This window comes from Sphingobium sp. GW456-12-10-14-TSB1, from assembly GCF_059424385.1.
This window is the reverse complement of the sequence record NZ_JBWKZI010000001.1, coordinates 1,027,252-1,042,169: the sequence shown is the minus strand read 5'-3', so window position 1 is coordinate 1,042,169 and position 14,918 is coordinate 1,027,252. Positions and strand designations below refer to the sequence as shown.

The following is a 14,918-nucleotide window of genomic DNA, read 5'->3' as shown; positions in this document are numbered from 1 at the left end:
ATGCGCGCACTCACCTGGCACGGAAAGCATGATGTCCGCGTCGAAACGGTTGACGATCCCGGCATCGTCAACCCGCGCGACGCGATTATCAAGGTCACGTCTACAGCGATCTGCGGTTCGGACCTGCACCTCTACGATCACTATATCCCGACGATGCAGGCCGGGGACATTCTGGGCCACGAGTTTATGGGTGAGGTGGTGGAGATCGGCCCGAAAAGCACGCTGAAGATCGGCCAGCGCGCGGTGGTGCCGTTCACTATCGCTTGCGGCAGCTGCTACCACTGCGGCAAGGCACAGTTCTCGGCGTGTGACAATGGCCTGCCCGCCGACAACCAGGACATCGCGCGCGAAGCCTACGGACAGCCGATGTCCGGGCTGTTCGGCTACAGCCATATGACGGGCGGCTACTCGGGCGGCCAGGCCGAATATGTGCGTGTGCCATTCTCCGACGTTGGCCCCATCGTGATCCCCGAAGGGATCGAGGACGACAAGGTGCTGTTCCTGTCGGACATCCTGCCAACCGGGTGGATGGCGGCGGAAAACTGCGACATCGAGCCAGGCGATACCGTGGCGGTATGGGGTTGCGGCCCGGTCGGATTGTTTGCGGTCCAGTCGGCGTTCCTGCTCGGCGCCGAGCGGGTGATCGCGATAGACCACTTCCCCAAGCGGCTCGAACTGGCGCGCCGTTTCGGGGCAGAGACGATCAATTTCGAAGAGAGCGATACCTATGAGGCGCTGATGCTGATGACCGGCGGGATCGGCCCCGATGCGGTGATCGATGCGGTGGGCCTCGAAGCGCACGGGTTGTTCGTCGATAACGTGGTCGACCAGATCAAGGCCTCGACCTTCCTCGGCACCGAGCGCACCCATGCGATCCGCCAGGCCATCATCGCCTGTCGCAAGGGCGGCCGGGTGTCGATGCCTGCAGTCTATGGCGGGTTCGTCGACAAGTTTCCGCTCGGAGCTCTTATGGAAAAGGGCCTGACGCTTCGCACCGGGCAGACCCACGTTCAGAAGTATCTACCCGCGCTGCTTGCTGCGGTGCTTGAGGACAAGATCGACACCACCTTCCTGATAAGCCACCGCTTGCCGCTCGAAGATGCTGCTGAAGGGTACAAGCTGTTCCACGATCAGCAGAACGAGGCGACCAAGGTCGTGCTCAAGCCTGGCTTGTCGACAGCGACGTAAGTCCGCCCATTTGATCGTTCCCGTGCCCTACCTTGGGCGAGACTAGGGAGTTGTACCGCAATGCCTGATGTCGCCGCCTGGATTGCTTCAGCTGCGACCATGATTGCGGCGATGATGACAGCCGCCAATCTGGGGACAAAAATCACGGGGTGGGGATTTGTCGTCTTTACCGTCGGATCGGTTGCCTGGGCTGCAGTGGGCCTGACCACCGAGCAACCAAGCCTGGCGATCACCAACGGTTTTCTGTTGCTTGTTAACCTGTTCGGCGTGTGGCGCTGGCTCGGGCGGCAGGCCCGGCACGAAACGGGTAGCGAATTGGCGGAGCAGCGCAGCCGGGCGCGCGCGCACGTGCCCTCGCTTTATTCAGGTGCGTCCGCGATCGGCGCGAATGTCTTTGACGGAAGGGGTGAGAAGGTCGGGACGGTAGTCGATACCATGCACGACTGCGAAAGCCGGACACTGAGTTATGTCGTCATATCCCAAGGCGGGGTGGGCGGTGCCGGCGAAACCCTGCGGGCGATAGCGCCCGACCTTCTCGCGTTCGAAAGTGATGGCATCCACTGTGATCTGAGTGCCGAGCAAATCACTGCCATTGCGCCAATCGACGAGAAAGCCTGGCCTGCCGTTGCGCCTCCAGCGCTCGCCTCAAACTCCCATGATCTCTCGTTTGCCTCCAGTTCCAAAGGATTTTTCCATGCCCAAGCCTGATAAAGCCCAGCGTTCCGACAAATCGAAACAGAAGGGCGAGACGCCGAAGAAGGCACCCAAACTGCCGCCCCAGTCGGACCTGCCGACCAGTTATGCTGAGCCCCAGGGCAACGGCGGAGAAACCCACCAGACCACCAGCGATCCTGCCGCAACCATGACTTCGCAGCAGGGTATCCCGATCAGCGACGGGCAGAATAGCCTGCGCGCGGGGCCACGCGGCCCGACTTTGCTGGAGGACTTTCAGCTCCGCGAGAAAATCTTCCATTTCGACCACGAACGCATTCCCGAGCGAGTCGTCCACGCGCGCGGCACAGGTGCCCACGGCGTGTTTGAACTCACCGACAGCCTGGCTGACTATACCACAGCCGACGTGCTCTCAAGGGTCGGTCAGCAGACCGAGACCTTTGTGCGCTTCTCGACCGTCGCCGGCCGGGCCGGTTCGTTCGACCTCGCGCGCGATGTGCGCGGCTTCGCGGTCAAGCTCTACACGGCGGAGGGCAACTGGGATCTTGTGGGCAACAACATCCCGGTGTTCTTCATCCAGGATGCGATCAAATTTCCTGATCTGGTCCACGCAGTCAAGGAGGAGCCCGACCGCGGCTTCCCGCAGGCGCAGTCGGCGCATGACAACTTTTGGGATTTCGCCAGCTTGATGCCCGAAGCCTGGCACATGGTGATGTGGCAGATGTCCGACCGCACCATTCCGCGCTCTTACCGCACGATCGAAGGCTTCGGCGTCCACACATTCCGCCTGATCAATGCCGAGGGTAAGTCCACCTTCGTCAAATTCCACTGGAAGCCCCGACAGGGCCTGCAATCGGTGGTGTGGAACGAAGCCGTCAAGATCAATGGCGCCGATCCCGACTTCCATCGCCGCGACCTGTGGGAAGCAATCGACAGCGGCGACTTCCCGCAATGGGACCTCGGCGTCCAGCTCTTCGACCAGGCGACCGCCGATGGGCTACCGTTCGATCATCTCGACGCGACCAAACTGATCCCCGAGGAAGACGTGCCCGTCCGGCTGATCGGTACGCTGACCCTCAATCGCAACGTCGACAACTTCTTCGCCGAGACCGAACAGGTCGCGTTCTGCACAGCCAACGTGCCGCCTGGAATCGACTTCAGCGACGATCCGCTGCTGCACGGGCGCAATTTCTCGTACCTCGACACCCAGCTCAAGCGTCTTGGCGGGCCGAACTTCACCCACATACCGGTCAACGCTCCGCGCTGCCCGGTGATGCATTTCCAGCAGGACGGCCATATGGCCATGGTCAATCCCAAGGGACGGGCCAACTACGAGCCAAACTCGTGGGGCCCTGAAGGCGGTCCGCGTGAGAATCCGGAACTGGGATTCAAGAGTTTCGCCGCTGACGTCGAAGGCCCGAAAGCCCGTCTCCGGTCGGAGACCTTTGCCGATCACTACAGCCAGGCGCGAATGTTCTATCTCAGCCAGCAGCCGATCGAACAGAAGCACCTTGGCGATGCGCTGGTGTTCGAATTGAGCAAGGTCACACGCGTCGACATTCGTGCGCGCGCTGTCTCGCACCTGCGCAACATTGACGAGGATCTTGCGGCCTCGGTCGCCAATGGCCTCGGAATGGCGCTGCCCGATCCCGCAAAAGCTGCAAAGCCTACGCTCGACCTGCCCACTTCGGACAAGCTCAGCATCCTTGCCAATGGTCCGGACAGCTTCAAGGGCCGCAAGCTTGGCATCCTGCTGACCGATGGGTCGGACGGAGCTCTGTTCGCGGCGCTCACTGGCGCAGTCGAAGCCGCAGGCGCGGTATGGGAAGTGATCGCGCCCAAGATCGGCGGTGTCGTCCTCGACAACGGCGATGCTGTCGCGGCCAAGCAGAAGATCGATGGCGGTCCATCGGTGCTCTACGATGCGGTGGCGGTGCTGCCTTCGGCGGAGGGTGCGGTCCTGTTGGCCCAGGATGCTCCGGCCAAGGATTTCGTGTCCGACGCCTTTGCGCACTGCAAGTTCATTGGAGTCGGCGCGGATGCCGAGCCGCTGTTTGCCGCCGCACGCATTCCACCCGAGCTCGACGAAGGCTGTGTCGCGCTGGGATCGGGCAAGGATGCCAAGGCTTTTGTTGCAGCTTGCGCAGCCCTGCGGTTCTGGCCGCGAGAAGTGACCGTCGATCTGGATGCAATGGCCTGAGTGCCGTGAGCCAGGCAGCGGTTGCCACACGGATCGCCGAGCATTTGCAGCACGGCGATCTGGTCTACATTGCCGATAGCGAACAGACGGCGGTGGCTTTGGCCGCCGCCGTCAGCGCGGCTGCCCCCCAAGCTGCGGTCGTGCTGGTCCCCGCCAGTGACGCCTTGCCCGGTGAAGAGGCTCCGGCGTCTCCAGGGAATGCTGGCGCGCGCGTCGCGGCGCTGCGGCAAATCCGCGGCAAGGTTCAGGGTACGTGCCAGAAGCCGTGCGTCGTACTGGCAAGTGCCGAAGCCATTGCGCGACGTTACGCTCCGCCCAACGCGTTCGACCCCGCTCCACCTGTCCTTGGTGTGGGCGATCTGCTCGATCTCGAAAGCTTTGAAAGCGATTGCGAAGCACTGGGGTATGTTATCGATGACCGGGTCGATGAGCCGGGTGAAGTTGCGGTGCGGGGTAATGTGGCCGATGTCTTCCCGGCCGATCGTACGCTGCCGGTTCGCATCGAAGCGGGCGATGGACGGATTGTCAGCCTGCGTAGCTTCGATCCGGTTGACCAGCGCAGCCTGGACGATCTGACTGCCGTCGAAATCGGCCGTGTGGCTGAGCCAAGCGCGGTGGGCGGGGTAACGCTCCTCGCTCATTGCCCTGCGGGCGCGGCCCTGGTCCTCGAAAACAAGGTTGCGTCGCGCCATCGCGGGCTGCTGGCCCTTGCCGCGGATGTGACACGGCATGGCCGAGTCCCCGCCGACATGATCGGCGAGGAAGAATGGCGTGCGGCAACGACCGGCCACGACCGGCTCGACTGGGCCACCGACGACATTGGGGCCATTTCGCGGTTCGTCGAGGAGCGGGCTCCCCTGGGTGCCCTGTCCCGGTTCGTAGTGCCCCTGCTGGAGAGGGATGCCCGCCTCATCTTGCTGGGCAGCGACCGCGATCTGCGGTTCCTGCGTCCGCGTATTGCCAAAAAATTGAAGCGCGACTGCATCATGCTCGCCAGTTGGGCAGACGTCGCAGCGCTCCCATCAGGTGCGTTCGCGGCACTTGAAATGACGTGCGACAGAGGCTTTGTACGTGACAAGATCATCGCCGTTACCGCAGCTGATTTGCTCGGTAGCCGTGCGGAAGCTGAAGCTGGGTCGGTAGATCAAGAAAACGGGTTCGATGGATTGGGCGACCTTCGCTGCGGCGACGTTGTCGTCCATGAGGATCACGGCATTGCGGTAATCAGCGGGATCGAACCTTTGCCCCTGCTCGAGGGCAGCGAGCAGGACGCCATCGCGCTTGAATTTGCTGGCGCAGCTCGCCGACTGGTACCGGTCAGCGATGCCGGTCGCATCTGGCGTTACGGCGCCGACCCCGAGGCGGTGGCTCTTGACAAGCTGGACGGGTCGAGTTGGATCAAACGCCGAGAGACGCTTGACGGCGAGCTTGCTGAGACAGCCAAAGCGCTAATTGCGCTGGCCCATCAGCGTGCGGCACGAACTGTACCGGCAATCGCGGCCGACCCGGATGTCTACGAACGGTTCGTGGCTGGCTTCCCCTATTCGGAAACGGCAGACCAAACCCGCGCCATCGACGCCATCCGTTCCGACCTCGCTTCCGGCACCGCGATGGACCGGCTCGTCATCGGCGATGTCGGTTACGGCAAGACCGAGGTTGCGCTGCGCGCTGCGGCGTTTGCCGCGCTGGCGGGCGGGCAGGTCGTGCTGGCCGCGCCGACGACTGTGCTTGTGCGCCAACACTACGAACTGTTCCGGGCCCGGTTCGAGGGGACCGGCGTGACTGTCGCAATGCTGTCAAGCTCATCGACGCCCGCCGAAAAGCGCGCAGCGCTGGCCGGTCTTGCCGACGGGTCGATCGGAATCGTCGTCGGCACAAGCGCCGTCGCTGGCAAGAGCGTCCGGTATCGCAGCCTGCAGCTGGTCATCCTTGATGAAGAGCAACGCTTCGGCGCGGCCCACAAGGCCAGACTGCGCGCGCTGCACAGCGGCCATTTCCTGGCGCTCAGCGCCACACCGATACCCCGGACGCTCCAGAACGCGCTGGTGGGCTTACAACAGCTATCGGTTATCGCAACTCCGCCTGCGCGGCGGCAGCCAATCCGCACGGTGGTGAGCGATTGGGACGATACAAGCGTCCGGGCCGCGCTGCTGCGGGAACGGGCCCGGCGGGGGCAAAGCTTTGTCGTGGTCCCAAGGATCGCGGACATGGCGGCGATCGAAGCCAAGCTTGGGCAGCTGACGCCTGAACTCACGGTGGTCTGCGCGCACGGCAAGCTGTCCGCAGCAGAACTCGATACCGTAATGACCGAGTTCGCAGACGGTCGAGGCGACGTGCTGCTTGCCACCAACATTATCGAGGCAGGGCTCGACGTCCCCCGCGCCAATACAATGATCGTTTGGCGTGCGGACCGGTTCGGTCTGTCGCAGCTCCATCAGCTTCGAGGCAGGGTCGGACGTGGCAGTCGGCGCGGGCAGATCATGCTGCTCACGGACGCCGGTCATCCGATCAGCGAGGCGACCGCGAAGCGCTTGCGGACACTCGAAGCGCTGGATCGCCTTGGTGCCGGGTTTGCAATCAGCGCGCGCGACCTCGATCTGCGCGGCGGCGGAGATCTGCTGGGCGACAGCCAGACCGGGCATATGAAACTGGTTGGCGTCGAGCTTTACCAGCACATGCTGGAAGCGGCGCTCCGCGAGGCTCGCGGCGAGACCAGCGCGCTCCCCGCGCCTGACTTGAGACTAGGAGTCCATGGCGCCTTGCCCGAAAGCTGGATCCCGGAAGTGGATCTGCGGCTGCAGCTTTATGTCAGATTGGCGCGGCTGACAGATCTCGCCGCTCTGGATCTCTTCGAGGAGGAGTTGGAAGACCGGTTCGGCGCTATCCCCAAGGAGACGCAAGTGTTGCTGTCTGTAGCAAGGGTGCGCCTTCTTGCGCAAATTCTGGGTATTGAAAGGATTGACGCCGGGCGCGCCGCCATCGCGTTAAACCCGCGCGGTGAACCGCCAAAGTCATCGCCCCACCCCAGCGCCCAATTGGTGGACGGCCGTTTCCTGGTCCGCGAGAAGATGAGCGATCCGCACGCGCGATTGACCAGGGTAGAGGAAATCCTGCTGGAGATGATGGAAGTAGATACGGTACCCCCCGTGGAAACGATCGGTAGATAGAGGGTGATGGCCTAAGCGAGCGTCCGCAGCGTTATCGACCATCGAAGCTGTTGGAGTGGGGCAATGCTGTGTTCCCACTGGGTTCTGGCCTCACCGCTCAACCTGTAAAGCGAGCCGGGCCGAAGAGGCAGGGAATAGCGTGAGAAGCCGGCCGGTTGCCGCCTCCGCAATCGGAGGAAGGCCTCGGTGCCAAGCGAGATGCCGAACACTTCACCGAAGATTGCACGATCACGGTGCCAACCTATCGCCGCGCCCACCGGATAACGGGTCAGCAAGGCATGAACAATGGACCGGCCCGGCAGTTCACATTTCGCCTCGACCATCCTTGCCAGCTTGTCGAGCCAAGGAGGGAAAGCTTCGGCTTCACTTAACGTAGACGCGGTGAAATCGTAGTGAAGCCCGTAAGAGGCCGTCTCGCGCCTTCCAGTCCATTGCTGGAACCTGAAAGGCGCAAGCGACGTTTCCTCGATCTCGGTGATAAGGCTCAGCTGAGCGGCCTCATCAACGAGATCTTCAATCAGGAACAGGCCAGGAATGGCCGGGCCGAAGAAATCATCATTCACCTTGGACTGACATCAGCCTTGGGCAGCCATCAACTCCGCCTTGCGCGCCGCGAGCTGCTCGCCCAGTGCTTTGAGATCCATGCCACTGGCGCGGCATTCGGGGAAGAGTTCCTTTTCTTCCTCCTGCACGTGATGATCGATGTATTCGCCGAGCACCGTAACCTTGGCGTCGAACAGCGGTTCACCGACTTGGCTGGCCTCGATTTCTGCAATCAGCGCCTTAGCGCTCGCGTGTTCGACTTCTGCTTCATCGAGCAGATCATCGTCATCAAGGGCTTCATAAGCCGCCGGGTAAAAAATCTCTTCCTCGATCGTCGCATGGACGGTCAGCGCCATGCAGATCTTGTCTGCCAGTTCCTGCTTGCGCGCATCATCGTCGGTCTTGTCGAATTCCTCGAACCAGCCTTTGACCTCCTTGTGGTCGTCCTTGAGCAGCTTGATCGCGTCGGCGGGTCGCTTCTGCTCCTTGCTCGCCTTTCGCGTGGCACGCGCGCCGGTTTTGGGTTTTGCTTTGGAAGAGGTGGCCATGGGAAGCTCCTTTCGGCGGATAAACTTATCAGATGCGCTGGAGTTCCCCGCAGTGTAGGGTCAGTAGAGATAATATGGCGAGTACTCATTGACCTGCAGAGGCCGGCGCTGTTCTTGAAGGAATTGGATGCGATGCAGCGTTGGTGCCATCATTGCTCTTGAGGCTCGCGCGTTCTATAGCACGGCGTTGTGCCAGGAGATCAGACCTTTTGCCGCAGCGGGACGAAATTGGCGCGGATCGCGCTAGGCCGTATCGTCGAGGATGCGGCCAGCGAGGTCTATTTGTTCTCGGCGGATAGCTTTCAATTTGTTCTGGTAGATCGGGGTGTGAGTAGCCCCTAGTTTTCTAGACGCCTTCCGCTTTCAAAATCTGCTGCCGTTCGAATTGGGCGGGCGACAGCATCCCGTTCCTGACCTGCTTGCGCACCGGGTTGTAGAACATCTCGACGTAATCGAACACGTCCTGTCGGGCTTCTTCGCGGGTTTTGTATGTCCGGCGCCGGATGCGCTCGCGCTTGAGCGAGGAGAAGAAGCTCTCGGCGACGGCGTTGTCATGGCAGTTGCCGCGTCGGCTCATCGAGTGCTCAAGGTTGTGAGACCGGATGAACGCAGCCCAGTCCATGCTGGTGAACTGCGAGCACTGGTCCGAGTGGATCAGCACCCGCTGCTTCGGCTTGCGCCGCCATACCGCCATGTGCAGCGCCTGCAGCACCACGTCGGTAGTCTGCCGGCTCTGCATCGACCAGCCCACCACCCGGCGGGAGTAGAGATCGATCACGACGGCCAGATAGGCAAAGCCCTCCATGGTGCGGATGTAGGTAATGTCCGTCACCCAAGCCCGGTCTGGCGCAGCCACGTCGAACTGGCGATCCAGAGTGTTGTCGACCGCCAGGGACGGCTTGCCGCCATAGCTGCCAGGCCGGCGTTTGTAGCCGACCTGCGCTCTGATACCTGCTAGCCTGGTCATCCGCGCAACACGGTTGGGGCAGCAGGTCTCGCCGTGATCCAGCAGGTCGTCGTGCAGCTTGCGGTAGCCATAGCCCTTGCCGCTATCGTTCCAGGCCCGCCGTAGCAGCTCCGTTTGCCGAGCATCTTCCCGAGCCCGCTGGCTCAGCGGGCTCTTCTGCCAAGCATAGAAACCACTGGGCTGCACGGCGAGGCAGCGGCACATTGCCCGCACGCCAAAGCGATCGCGATGCTCGGCAATGAACGCGTATCTCACTTTGCATCTCAAGCGAAATACGCGGTGGCTTCCTAAGAAACAGCCATATCAGGCTCCCCAGGCATTTCGTGCAGGATGAAGCCGAAGGCCTTGGCGCGGCGCTGCAGATTTCCGATCACCCGACTGCGATAGCGCTCCTCATATTGTGAGGCGCCGGGATCATGATACGCCATGCCGTGGCGCAGGCTGTTATAGAACAGCACGGCGATTTTGCGTGCGGTTGCGGTGACCGCTTTTGCTTTTCCAGCGCGCGCCGACAGCCTTCGGTAAAAAGCGCCCAGCGCGGTGTCACTTCGACCGATGGTGGTTGCGGCCAGACGCAGGAGTGCTGCAGCGCGGCTCGAAGATCGTCGGGTTTTGGACGACAGCAACTTACCCCCCGATATCTTGTTGCCTGGTGCCAGGCACAACCAAGACGTAAAATGCTTCGAACTGGGCCATGCGGCAAGATCGGTGCCGCACTCGCCAACCAGTTTGAGCGCGAGCGAAGGGCCGATTCCGTGGATCTGTGTCAGGTCGACGCCCAGCACGCGATAGAGCGCTGACCGGACCTCGAAGTCGGGCGTGTTCACCTGTCGCCTTTTGGTCCGGACTTTTGGGAGTTGGCGAACATCATGTCCCTCGTTGATTTCGAGCGCCTTGAGTGCGATCTCAAGCTTTCGATCACATTCGAGAACTTTGGTTTGGTAGAAGTCGAACAGGGCCAGAGACTGGCCAAGCGCGAAGATATGTTCGTCGCGCCAGTTCCCCGATAATGCCGCACAGATGGTCTCAATAGTCGCGTGGCAGCGGACGTCGCGCATTTGTGCCAGCGTGCTGGGCGTACGTTCCCCGCTCACAATGGCCCTGATTATCCGCATTCCTGTCACGCCGGTAATGTCGGAGACGACGTGATGGAGTTGCACATTCATTTCCATCAGCGCCTTCTGCATGTGCTGAATATGTGAGGCAGCATATTCGATCAGCCGCTCGCGCTGCCGCAGATAGGCACGCATGGTCGCCACGCCCGCCTCGGGACGGAAACTCCCCCGCAGCAGCCCGTAGCTGTGCAGGCGTTGCAACCATGCAGCGTCACTGACGTCGGTTTTGCGACCCGGTACATTCTTGGCATATCGCGCATTGACCAGGATCACCTCAAAGCCGTGTCCTTCAAGCACTTCATAGGCCGGAATCCAGTAAACACCGGTCGATTCCATCGCGACAGTAGTGACGCCATATGTCTTGAACCAGCGGGCCATATCATGGAGATCGCCGGTGAATGTGCCAAACGCTCGTACCGGATTATCGTCGGCGTTGGGATTTATGGCCGCCATATGCATAGTCGACCCGATGTCGATGGCAGCGGCGCGCGGATTGACCATAGACAACGCGCCGGATTTTGATCGTTCCATTCCAAGTCCTCCTTCAAAACAGGAGGGTATGGGCGATGCTAAACGTCATCTTCCTAACCGGGATCGCCGCAAGACGGCGTCACCACTCTCAAGTACGCAAACACCCACGGGCCACGTTTTTTAACGGGGTATCATGCCTCCAATAAGCCATCGGCCGCGACCCTCCCGACCGCACCATAGCACGACCCGTTTCTACCGCGCACAGGCGGGCTCAGCCGGCGACGGTTTTTTAAGATGTCGCGCTCCTCCGTCACCCGGGCCAGTTCGCGCTTCAACTGGCGGATCTCGGCGTCCTTGCTGGCATCGCCGGACACAACCTTCGCCAGCTGCCGCTTCCAGGCATACAGCGAATGCTGGCTGACGCCGAGCCGCTGCGACACCTCAGCTACCGGATAACCCCGTTCGGTGATCTGAGCCACCGCATCACGCTTGAACTCATCGCTGAAATTGGGCTTCCCCATCGTCGCCTCCTGTCCTCAAAATTAGGATCGAAGGCGTCCAGAAACCTGGGGGCTACTCAGTCTTCAGGTTTTCCAATGCGCTCATTTTCTTCCTCCTCTGCTGATTTTCGCTGACCTACATTTCAGCCGGCGGAGTTGCGACTTCAGCGTAAGCGCTGTGCTCAGCCCACGGTGGTCCACGGCATGAGGTCGCCGACGCTGTTGGCCGGGTGACCATTGGCGAGCCTGGTGAGCGTCTCAGTGAGCCAGTTGTGCGGGTTGATGCCAGAGAGCTTGCAGTTCTCGATGAGCGTGGCGATCACCGCCCAGTTGTCGCCGCCTTCGTCCGAGCCGGCGAACAGGGCATTCTTCCGGTTGAGTGCGAGCGGACGGATCGAGCGTTCCACGGCGTTGTTGTCGAGATCGACACGACCATCGTCGAGGAACCGTGAGAGGCCGTCCCAGCGGGTGAGCGCGTAGCGGATCGCTTCGCCGAGCTTGGCCTTGGGGCTGACCTGGCGGTTCCGGGCTTCGAGATAATGGTGCAGATCGTCGATGATGACGCGGCTGTGTTCGCCGCGGACCAACCGACGCTGCTGGGCAGGCTCGCCGCGCACTTCATCCTCGATGGCGTATAGCAGGGCGATGCGATGCAGCACCTCGGTTGCGACTGGCGACGTGTCGGCAAGCTCGTAAAACTTGCGTCTGACATGGGCCCAGCAGAAGGCGAGTTGGACCTGCTGCCGGCGTCTGGCCAGCGCGGCGTAGCCGCCATAACCATCGACCTGCAGGATGCCCGCGAAGTTGCCGAGGTGCGCCTCTGCCCGCTCGCTCTTGCGATCCGCGGCGTAGACATAGGCGACCATCGGCGGATCGCCGCCAGCCCATGGGCGATCATCGCGGGCGTAGGCCCAGAGCTGCCCGGTCTTGGTCCGCCCACGCCCCGGATCCAGCACCGGTGCCGTCGTCTCGTCGGCAAACAGCCGTTCTGATCGTCGCAATCGCTTGAGGACCTCATCGCGCAAGGGGCGCAAGTACCATGCTGCCCGTCCCACCCAGTCGGCCAGCGTGGACCGATCGAGCTGGATGCCCTGCCGGGCGTAGATCTGGGCTTGAGGGTAGAGTGGCAGGTGATCGGCGTACTTGGCGACCAGTACCTGGGCGATCAGCGCCTCGGTGGGAATGCCGCCCTCGACGATCCGCGCCGGTGCTGGCGCCTGCACGACCGCGGCTTCACAGGAACGGCAGCCGTAACGCGGCCGGCGCGTGACCAGCACGCGGAAGGTGGTCGGCACCACATCGAGGCGCTCGGCCACATCCTCGCCGATCTGGTGGAGCGCACCGCCACAACAGGGGCAGGCCTTGTCCTCGACATCGACGACCTGTTCGATCCGCTCGAGATGCGCCGGCAGCGAACCGCGGTTGGTCTTGCGCGAGCGCTGGGCCTGAGCCCGACTTGTCTTGTCCCGGGCGTGCTCGGCCTCGGCCAATGCCGTCTCGACTTCCTCCAGGGCAAGCTGGAGCTGATCGGGATCGAGTTGTTCGGATCGGCGGCCGAAACGGTGACGCTGCAAGGCGTCGATGATCGCCTTCAGGCGTTCGACCTCAGCCTGGAAAACCTTGAGAGCATCAAGCTCACGGGCCTGTTCGAGGACGAGCGTACGCAGCGCTTCGACGTCGTTGGGAAGGTCCGCTTCCATGAGCATGGAGGCAGTGAATCAGCGTTGACTGGCCTGGTCAACCGGCAATCTGCGGGGCAATCGGACGTCGCCCGCCATGCACCCGGCGCCAGTCCAGGCCTTCCAGCAAGGCGCCGAGTTGCGCCGCCGTCAGGCGCATTACGCCGTCCTGGATGCCCGGCCACTTGAACCCGCCGGACTCCAGCTTCTTGGCCATCAGGCACAGGCCGGTGCCGTCCCACCACACGAGCTTGATCCGGTCGGCGCGCTTCGCCCGGAACACGTAGATCACGCCCGAATAGGGATCACCGCCGTACTCGGCGCCGACTAGAGCAGCCAGGGCGTCAGGCCCTTTGCGGAAATCCACCGGACGCGTCGCCACCATCACGCGCGCGCCAGCGCCCGGTCCGATCATCGCGTCGCCCTGAGCGCTTCGATGACTGCGGCAATCATGCCAGCATCGGCGCCGCGACCGATCCTTACCGCCACACCGTCGATCTCCAGCTCGACCGCACTCGCCTTCGAACGGCGACGCTTGCGGGAACGACGCATCGGCGCGGGATCCGGCGGTGCACTTGGGTCGATGACGGCGGGGACGAACGCGGCCGCTTGCGGCCCTGCTGCTGGCAGAGCCACGCCCTCGGCGTCGAACCGATCACAGAAAGCCCGCCGCCAGGCATAGACCTGAGAAGGATCAAGCCCATGCCGGCGCGCCACGGCGCTGACGCCCTCGCGGCCAGAATAGCACTCCGCGACAATCGAAGCCTTCACTTCCGCCGGCCACTCCCGGCGCTTGCCCGCGCCCGAGAACACCTCGAACCGCTGCGCGCCCCTACTCACAGGATCATCACCCGAGATTATCATAGTAGCAGCGTGCTCCAGCCCAATCAGGGCGCGGAGACTCAACGCTGCGCTTTAGAGCCTGATCCGAAATTAAGTTGAGTGGTATCAGCGGGTTAGCTTGACGCCATCCCAAGTCGTTGATTCAGGGGTTTTTGCGAAAACTTCCGGAGACCAACGATGTGGACCGATACCACTCGGGCGCAGTATGCCCGTGCGGCACTGGCTTTGCCAAGCGATTTGACCGATGACGAATGGGCGCTCTTGGAACCGTTCTTCCCGCCAGCATCGCATGTGGGGCGCCCGCGCAAGTGGCCGATGCGGCGGATTGTCGAGGGGATCCTGTACCTGCTGCGCGGGGGTCTGCCGTGGCGGATGCTTCCGCCGTGTTTTCCGCCGGTCTCCACGGTGCGGCGCTGGTTCTACCTGTGGCGCGACAATGGGCTGTGGCTCTCGCTCAACCATGCCCTGCTGCTGATCGGGCGCGAGGCGGCAGGCCGCGAGGCCTCGCCCAGCGCCGGGGTGATCGACAGCCAGAGCGTCAAAACCACGGAAAGCGGCGGACCTCGTGGCTATGACGCAGGCAAGAAGACCAAGGGCCGCAAACGCCATATCCTGACCGATACCGACGGCAATCTCGTCCATGCCGTAGTCCACACTGCCGACATCCAGGACCGTGACGGTGCGCCGCTGGTGCTCGCTGAGATCATCAAGCGCTTCCCGTGGCTGCGGCACGTCTTCGCCGATGGCGGCTATGCCGGTGACAAGCTCAAAGACGCGCTGCGCCGGATCGGAAAATGGACCATCGAAGTCATCAAACGATCCGATGCCACAAAAGGCTTCGTGGTTCTCCCACGCCGTTGGGTCGTCGAACGCACACTGGCTTGGCTCAATCGCAACCGCCGCCTTGCCAAGGACTTCGAGCAAACCATCGCATCGGCCACCGCTTGGCTCTTCATCGCCTCAATCCAGATCTTCATCCGCCGTATCGCAAGAGCATGAAATCAAAGACGATAATTTTGAATCAG

General features: G+C 62.2%; 11 protein-coding genes and 2 pseudogenes. 5 read left to right on the top strand and 8 right to left on the bottom strand.

What is annotated here, in order from left to right; translation table 11 throughout:
• From AC07X9_RS05085 to AC07X9_RS05070, 4 genes are read left to right on the top strand one after another with little or no spacing between them, the layout of a single operon-like run.
• Positions 1-1,188, top strand: a complete 1,188-nt coding sequence (locus AC07X9_RS05085; RefSeq protein ID WP_036527584.1) for a zinc-dependent alcohol dehydrogenase — start codon at positions 1-3, stop codon at positions 1,186-1,188.
• Between the two features lie 60 nt (positions 1,189-1,248).
• Positions 1,249-1,896, top strand: coding sequence for a PRC-barrel domain-containing protein (locus AC07X9_RS05080; protein ID WP_081799107.1), 648 nt, complete (start codon positions 1,249-1,251; stop codon positions 1,894-1,896).
• Positions 1,883-4,060: a catalase gene (locus tag AC07X9_RS05075; RefSeq protein ID WP_036527585.1), complete on the top strand. Its 2,178-nt coding sequence runs from the start codon at positions 1,883-1,885 to the stop codon at positions 4,058-4,060. The genes AC07X9_RS05080 and AC07X9_RS05075 overlap by 14 nt, the downstream gene beginning before the upstream one ends.
• Positions 4,061-4,065: 5 nt before the next feature.
• Positions 4,066-7,227 (top strand): helicase-related protein, encoded by a 3,162-nt coding sequence (locus AC07X9_RS05070; RefSeq protein WP_051586978.1) that lies wholly within the window; start codon positions 4,066-4,068, stop codon positions 7,225-7,227.
• 11 nt (positions 7,228-7,238) lie between these two features.
• Here AC07X9_RS05070 and AC07X9_RS05065 read toward each other — a convergent pair whose 3' ends face one another.
• The 8 genes and pseudogenes from AC07X9_RS05065 to tnpA form a co-directional block, all read right to left on the bottom strand.
• Complete coding sequence (locus tag AC07X9_RS05065) at positions 7,239-7,790, bottom strand: alpha-ketoglutarate-dependent dioxygenase AlkB (RefSeq protein ID WP_036527586.1); 552 nt, start codon at positions 7,788-7,790, stop codon at positions 7,239-7,241.
• A 12-nt stretch (positions 7,791-7,802) separates the two neighbouring features.
• Complete coding sequence (locus tag AC07X9_RS05060) at positions 7,803-8,318, bottom strand: hemerythrin domain-containing protein (protein WP_036527589.1); 516 nt, start codon at positions 8,316-8,318, stop codon at positions 7,803-7,805.
• 346 nt (positions 8,319-8,664) lie between these two features.
• A pseudogene (locus AC07X9_RS05055) lies at positions 8,665-9,570 on the bottom strand (IS3 family transposase); the annotation flags it as partial.
• A gap of 2 nt (positions 9,571-9,572) precedes the next feature.
• Positions 9,573-10,931: an IS110 family RNA-guided transposase gene (locus AC07X9_RS05050; RefSeq protein WP_048578827.1), complete on the bottom strand. Its 1,359-nt coding sequence runs from the start codon at positions 10,929-10,931 to the stop codon at positions 9,573-9,575.
• A gap of 212 nt (positions 10,932-11,143) precedes the next feature.
• Positions 11,144-11,392 (bottom strand): annotated as a pseudogene (locus AC07X9_RS05045) (transposase); the annotation flags it as partial.
• Between the two features lie 161 nt (positions 11,393-11,553).
• A complete protein-coding gene (tnpC, locus tag AC07X9_RS05040; protein WP_036527593.1) occupies positions 11,554-13,077 on the bottom strand; it encodes an IS66 family transposase in 1,524 nt (507 codons plus the stop codon).
• A gap of 31 nt (positions 13,078-13,108) precedes the next feature.
• Complete coding sequence (gene tnpB / locus AC07X9_RS05035; protein ID WP_036527596.1) at positions 13,109-13,465, bottom strand: IS66 family insertion sequence element accessory protein TnpB; 357 nt, start codon at positions 13,463-13,465, stop codon at positions 13,109-13,111.
• Positions 13,462-13,890 (bottom strand): IS66-like element accessory protein TnpA, encoded by a 429-nt coding sequence (tnpA, locus tag AC07X9_RS05030; RefSeq protein ID WP_236727400.1) that lies wholly within the window; start codon positions 13,888-13,890, stop codon positions 13,462-13,464. The genes tnpB and tnpA overlap by 4 nt, the downstream gene beginning before the upstream one ends.
• A 180-nt stretch (positions 13,891-14,070) precedes the next feature.
• Between tnpA and AC07X9_RS05025 the strand changes: the two genes are divergently transcribed.
• Positions 14,071-14,892, top strand: coding sequence for an IS5 family transposase (locus tag AC07X9_RS05025; protein ID WP_086485634.1), 822 nt, complete (start codon positions 14,071-14,073; stop codon positions 14,890-14,892).
• Positions 14,893-14,918: the final 26 nt, after the last annotated feature.

Coding starts and splice junctions, on each gene's coding strand:
- AC07X9_RS05060 (WP_036527589.1), bottom strand. CDS start 8,318: ATGGCCACCTCTTCCAAAGCAAAACCCAAAACCGGCGCGCGTGCCACG.
- AC07X9_RS05025 (WP_086485634.1), top strand. CDS start 14,071: ATGTGGACCGATACCACTCGGGCGCAGTATGCCCGTGCGGCACTGGCT.
- AC07X9_RS05050 (WP_048578827.1), bottom strand. CDS start 10,931: ATGGAACGATCAAAATCCGGCGCGTTGTCTATGGTCAATCCGCGCGCC.
- tnpB (WP_036527596.1), bottom strand. CDS start 13,465: ATGATCGGACCGGGCGCTGGCGCGCGCGTGATGGTGGCGACGCGTCCG.
- AC07X9_RS05080 (WP_081799107.1), top strand. CDS start 1,249: ATGCCTGATGTCGCCGCCTGGATTGCTTCAGCTGCGACCATGATTGCG.
- AC07X9_RS05075 (WP_036527585.1), top strand. CDS start 1,883: ATGCCCAAGCCTGATAAAGCCCAGCGTTCCGACAAATCGAAACAGAAG.
- AC07X9_RS05085 (WP_036527584.1), top strand. CDS start 1: ATGCGCGCACTCACCTGGCACGGAAAGCATGATGTCCGCGTCGAAACG.
- tnpC (WP_036527593.1), bottom strand. CDS start 13,077: ATGCTCATGGAAGCGGACCTTCCCAACGACGTCGAAGCGCTGCGTACG.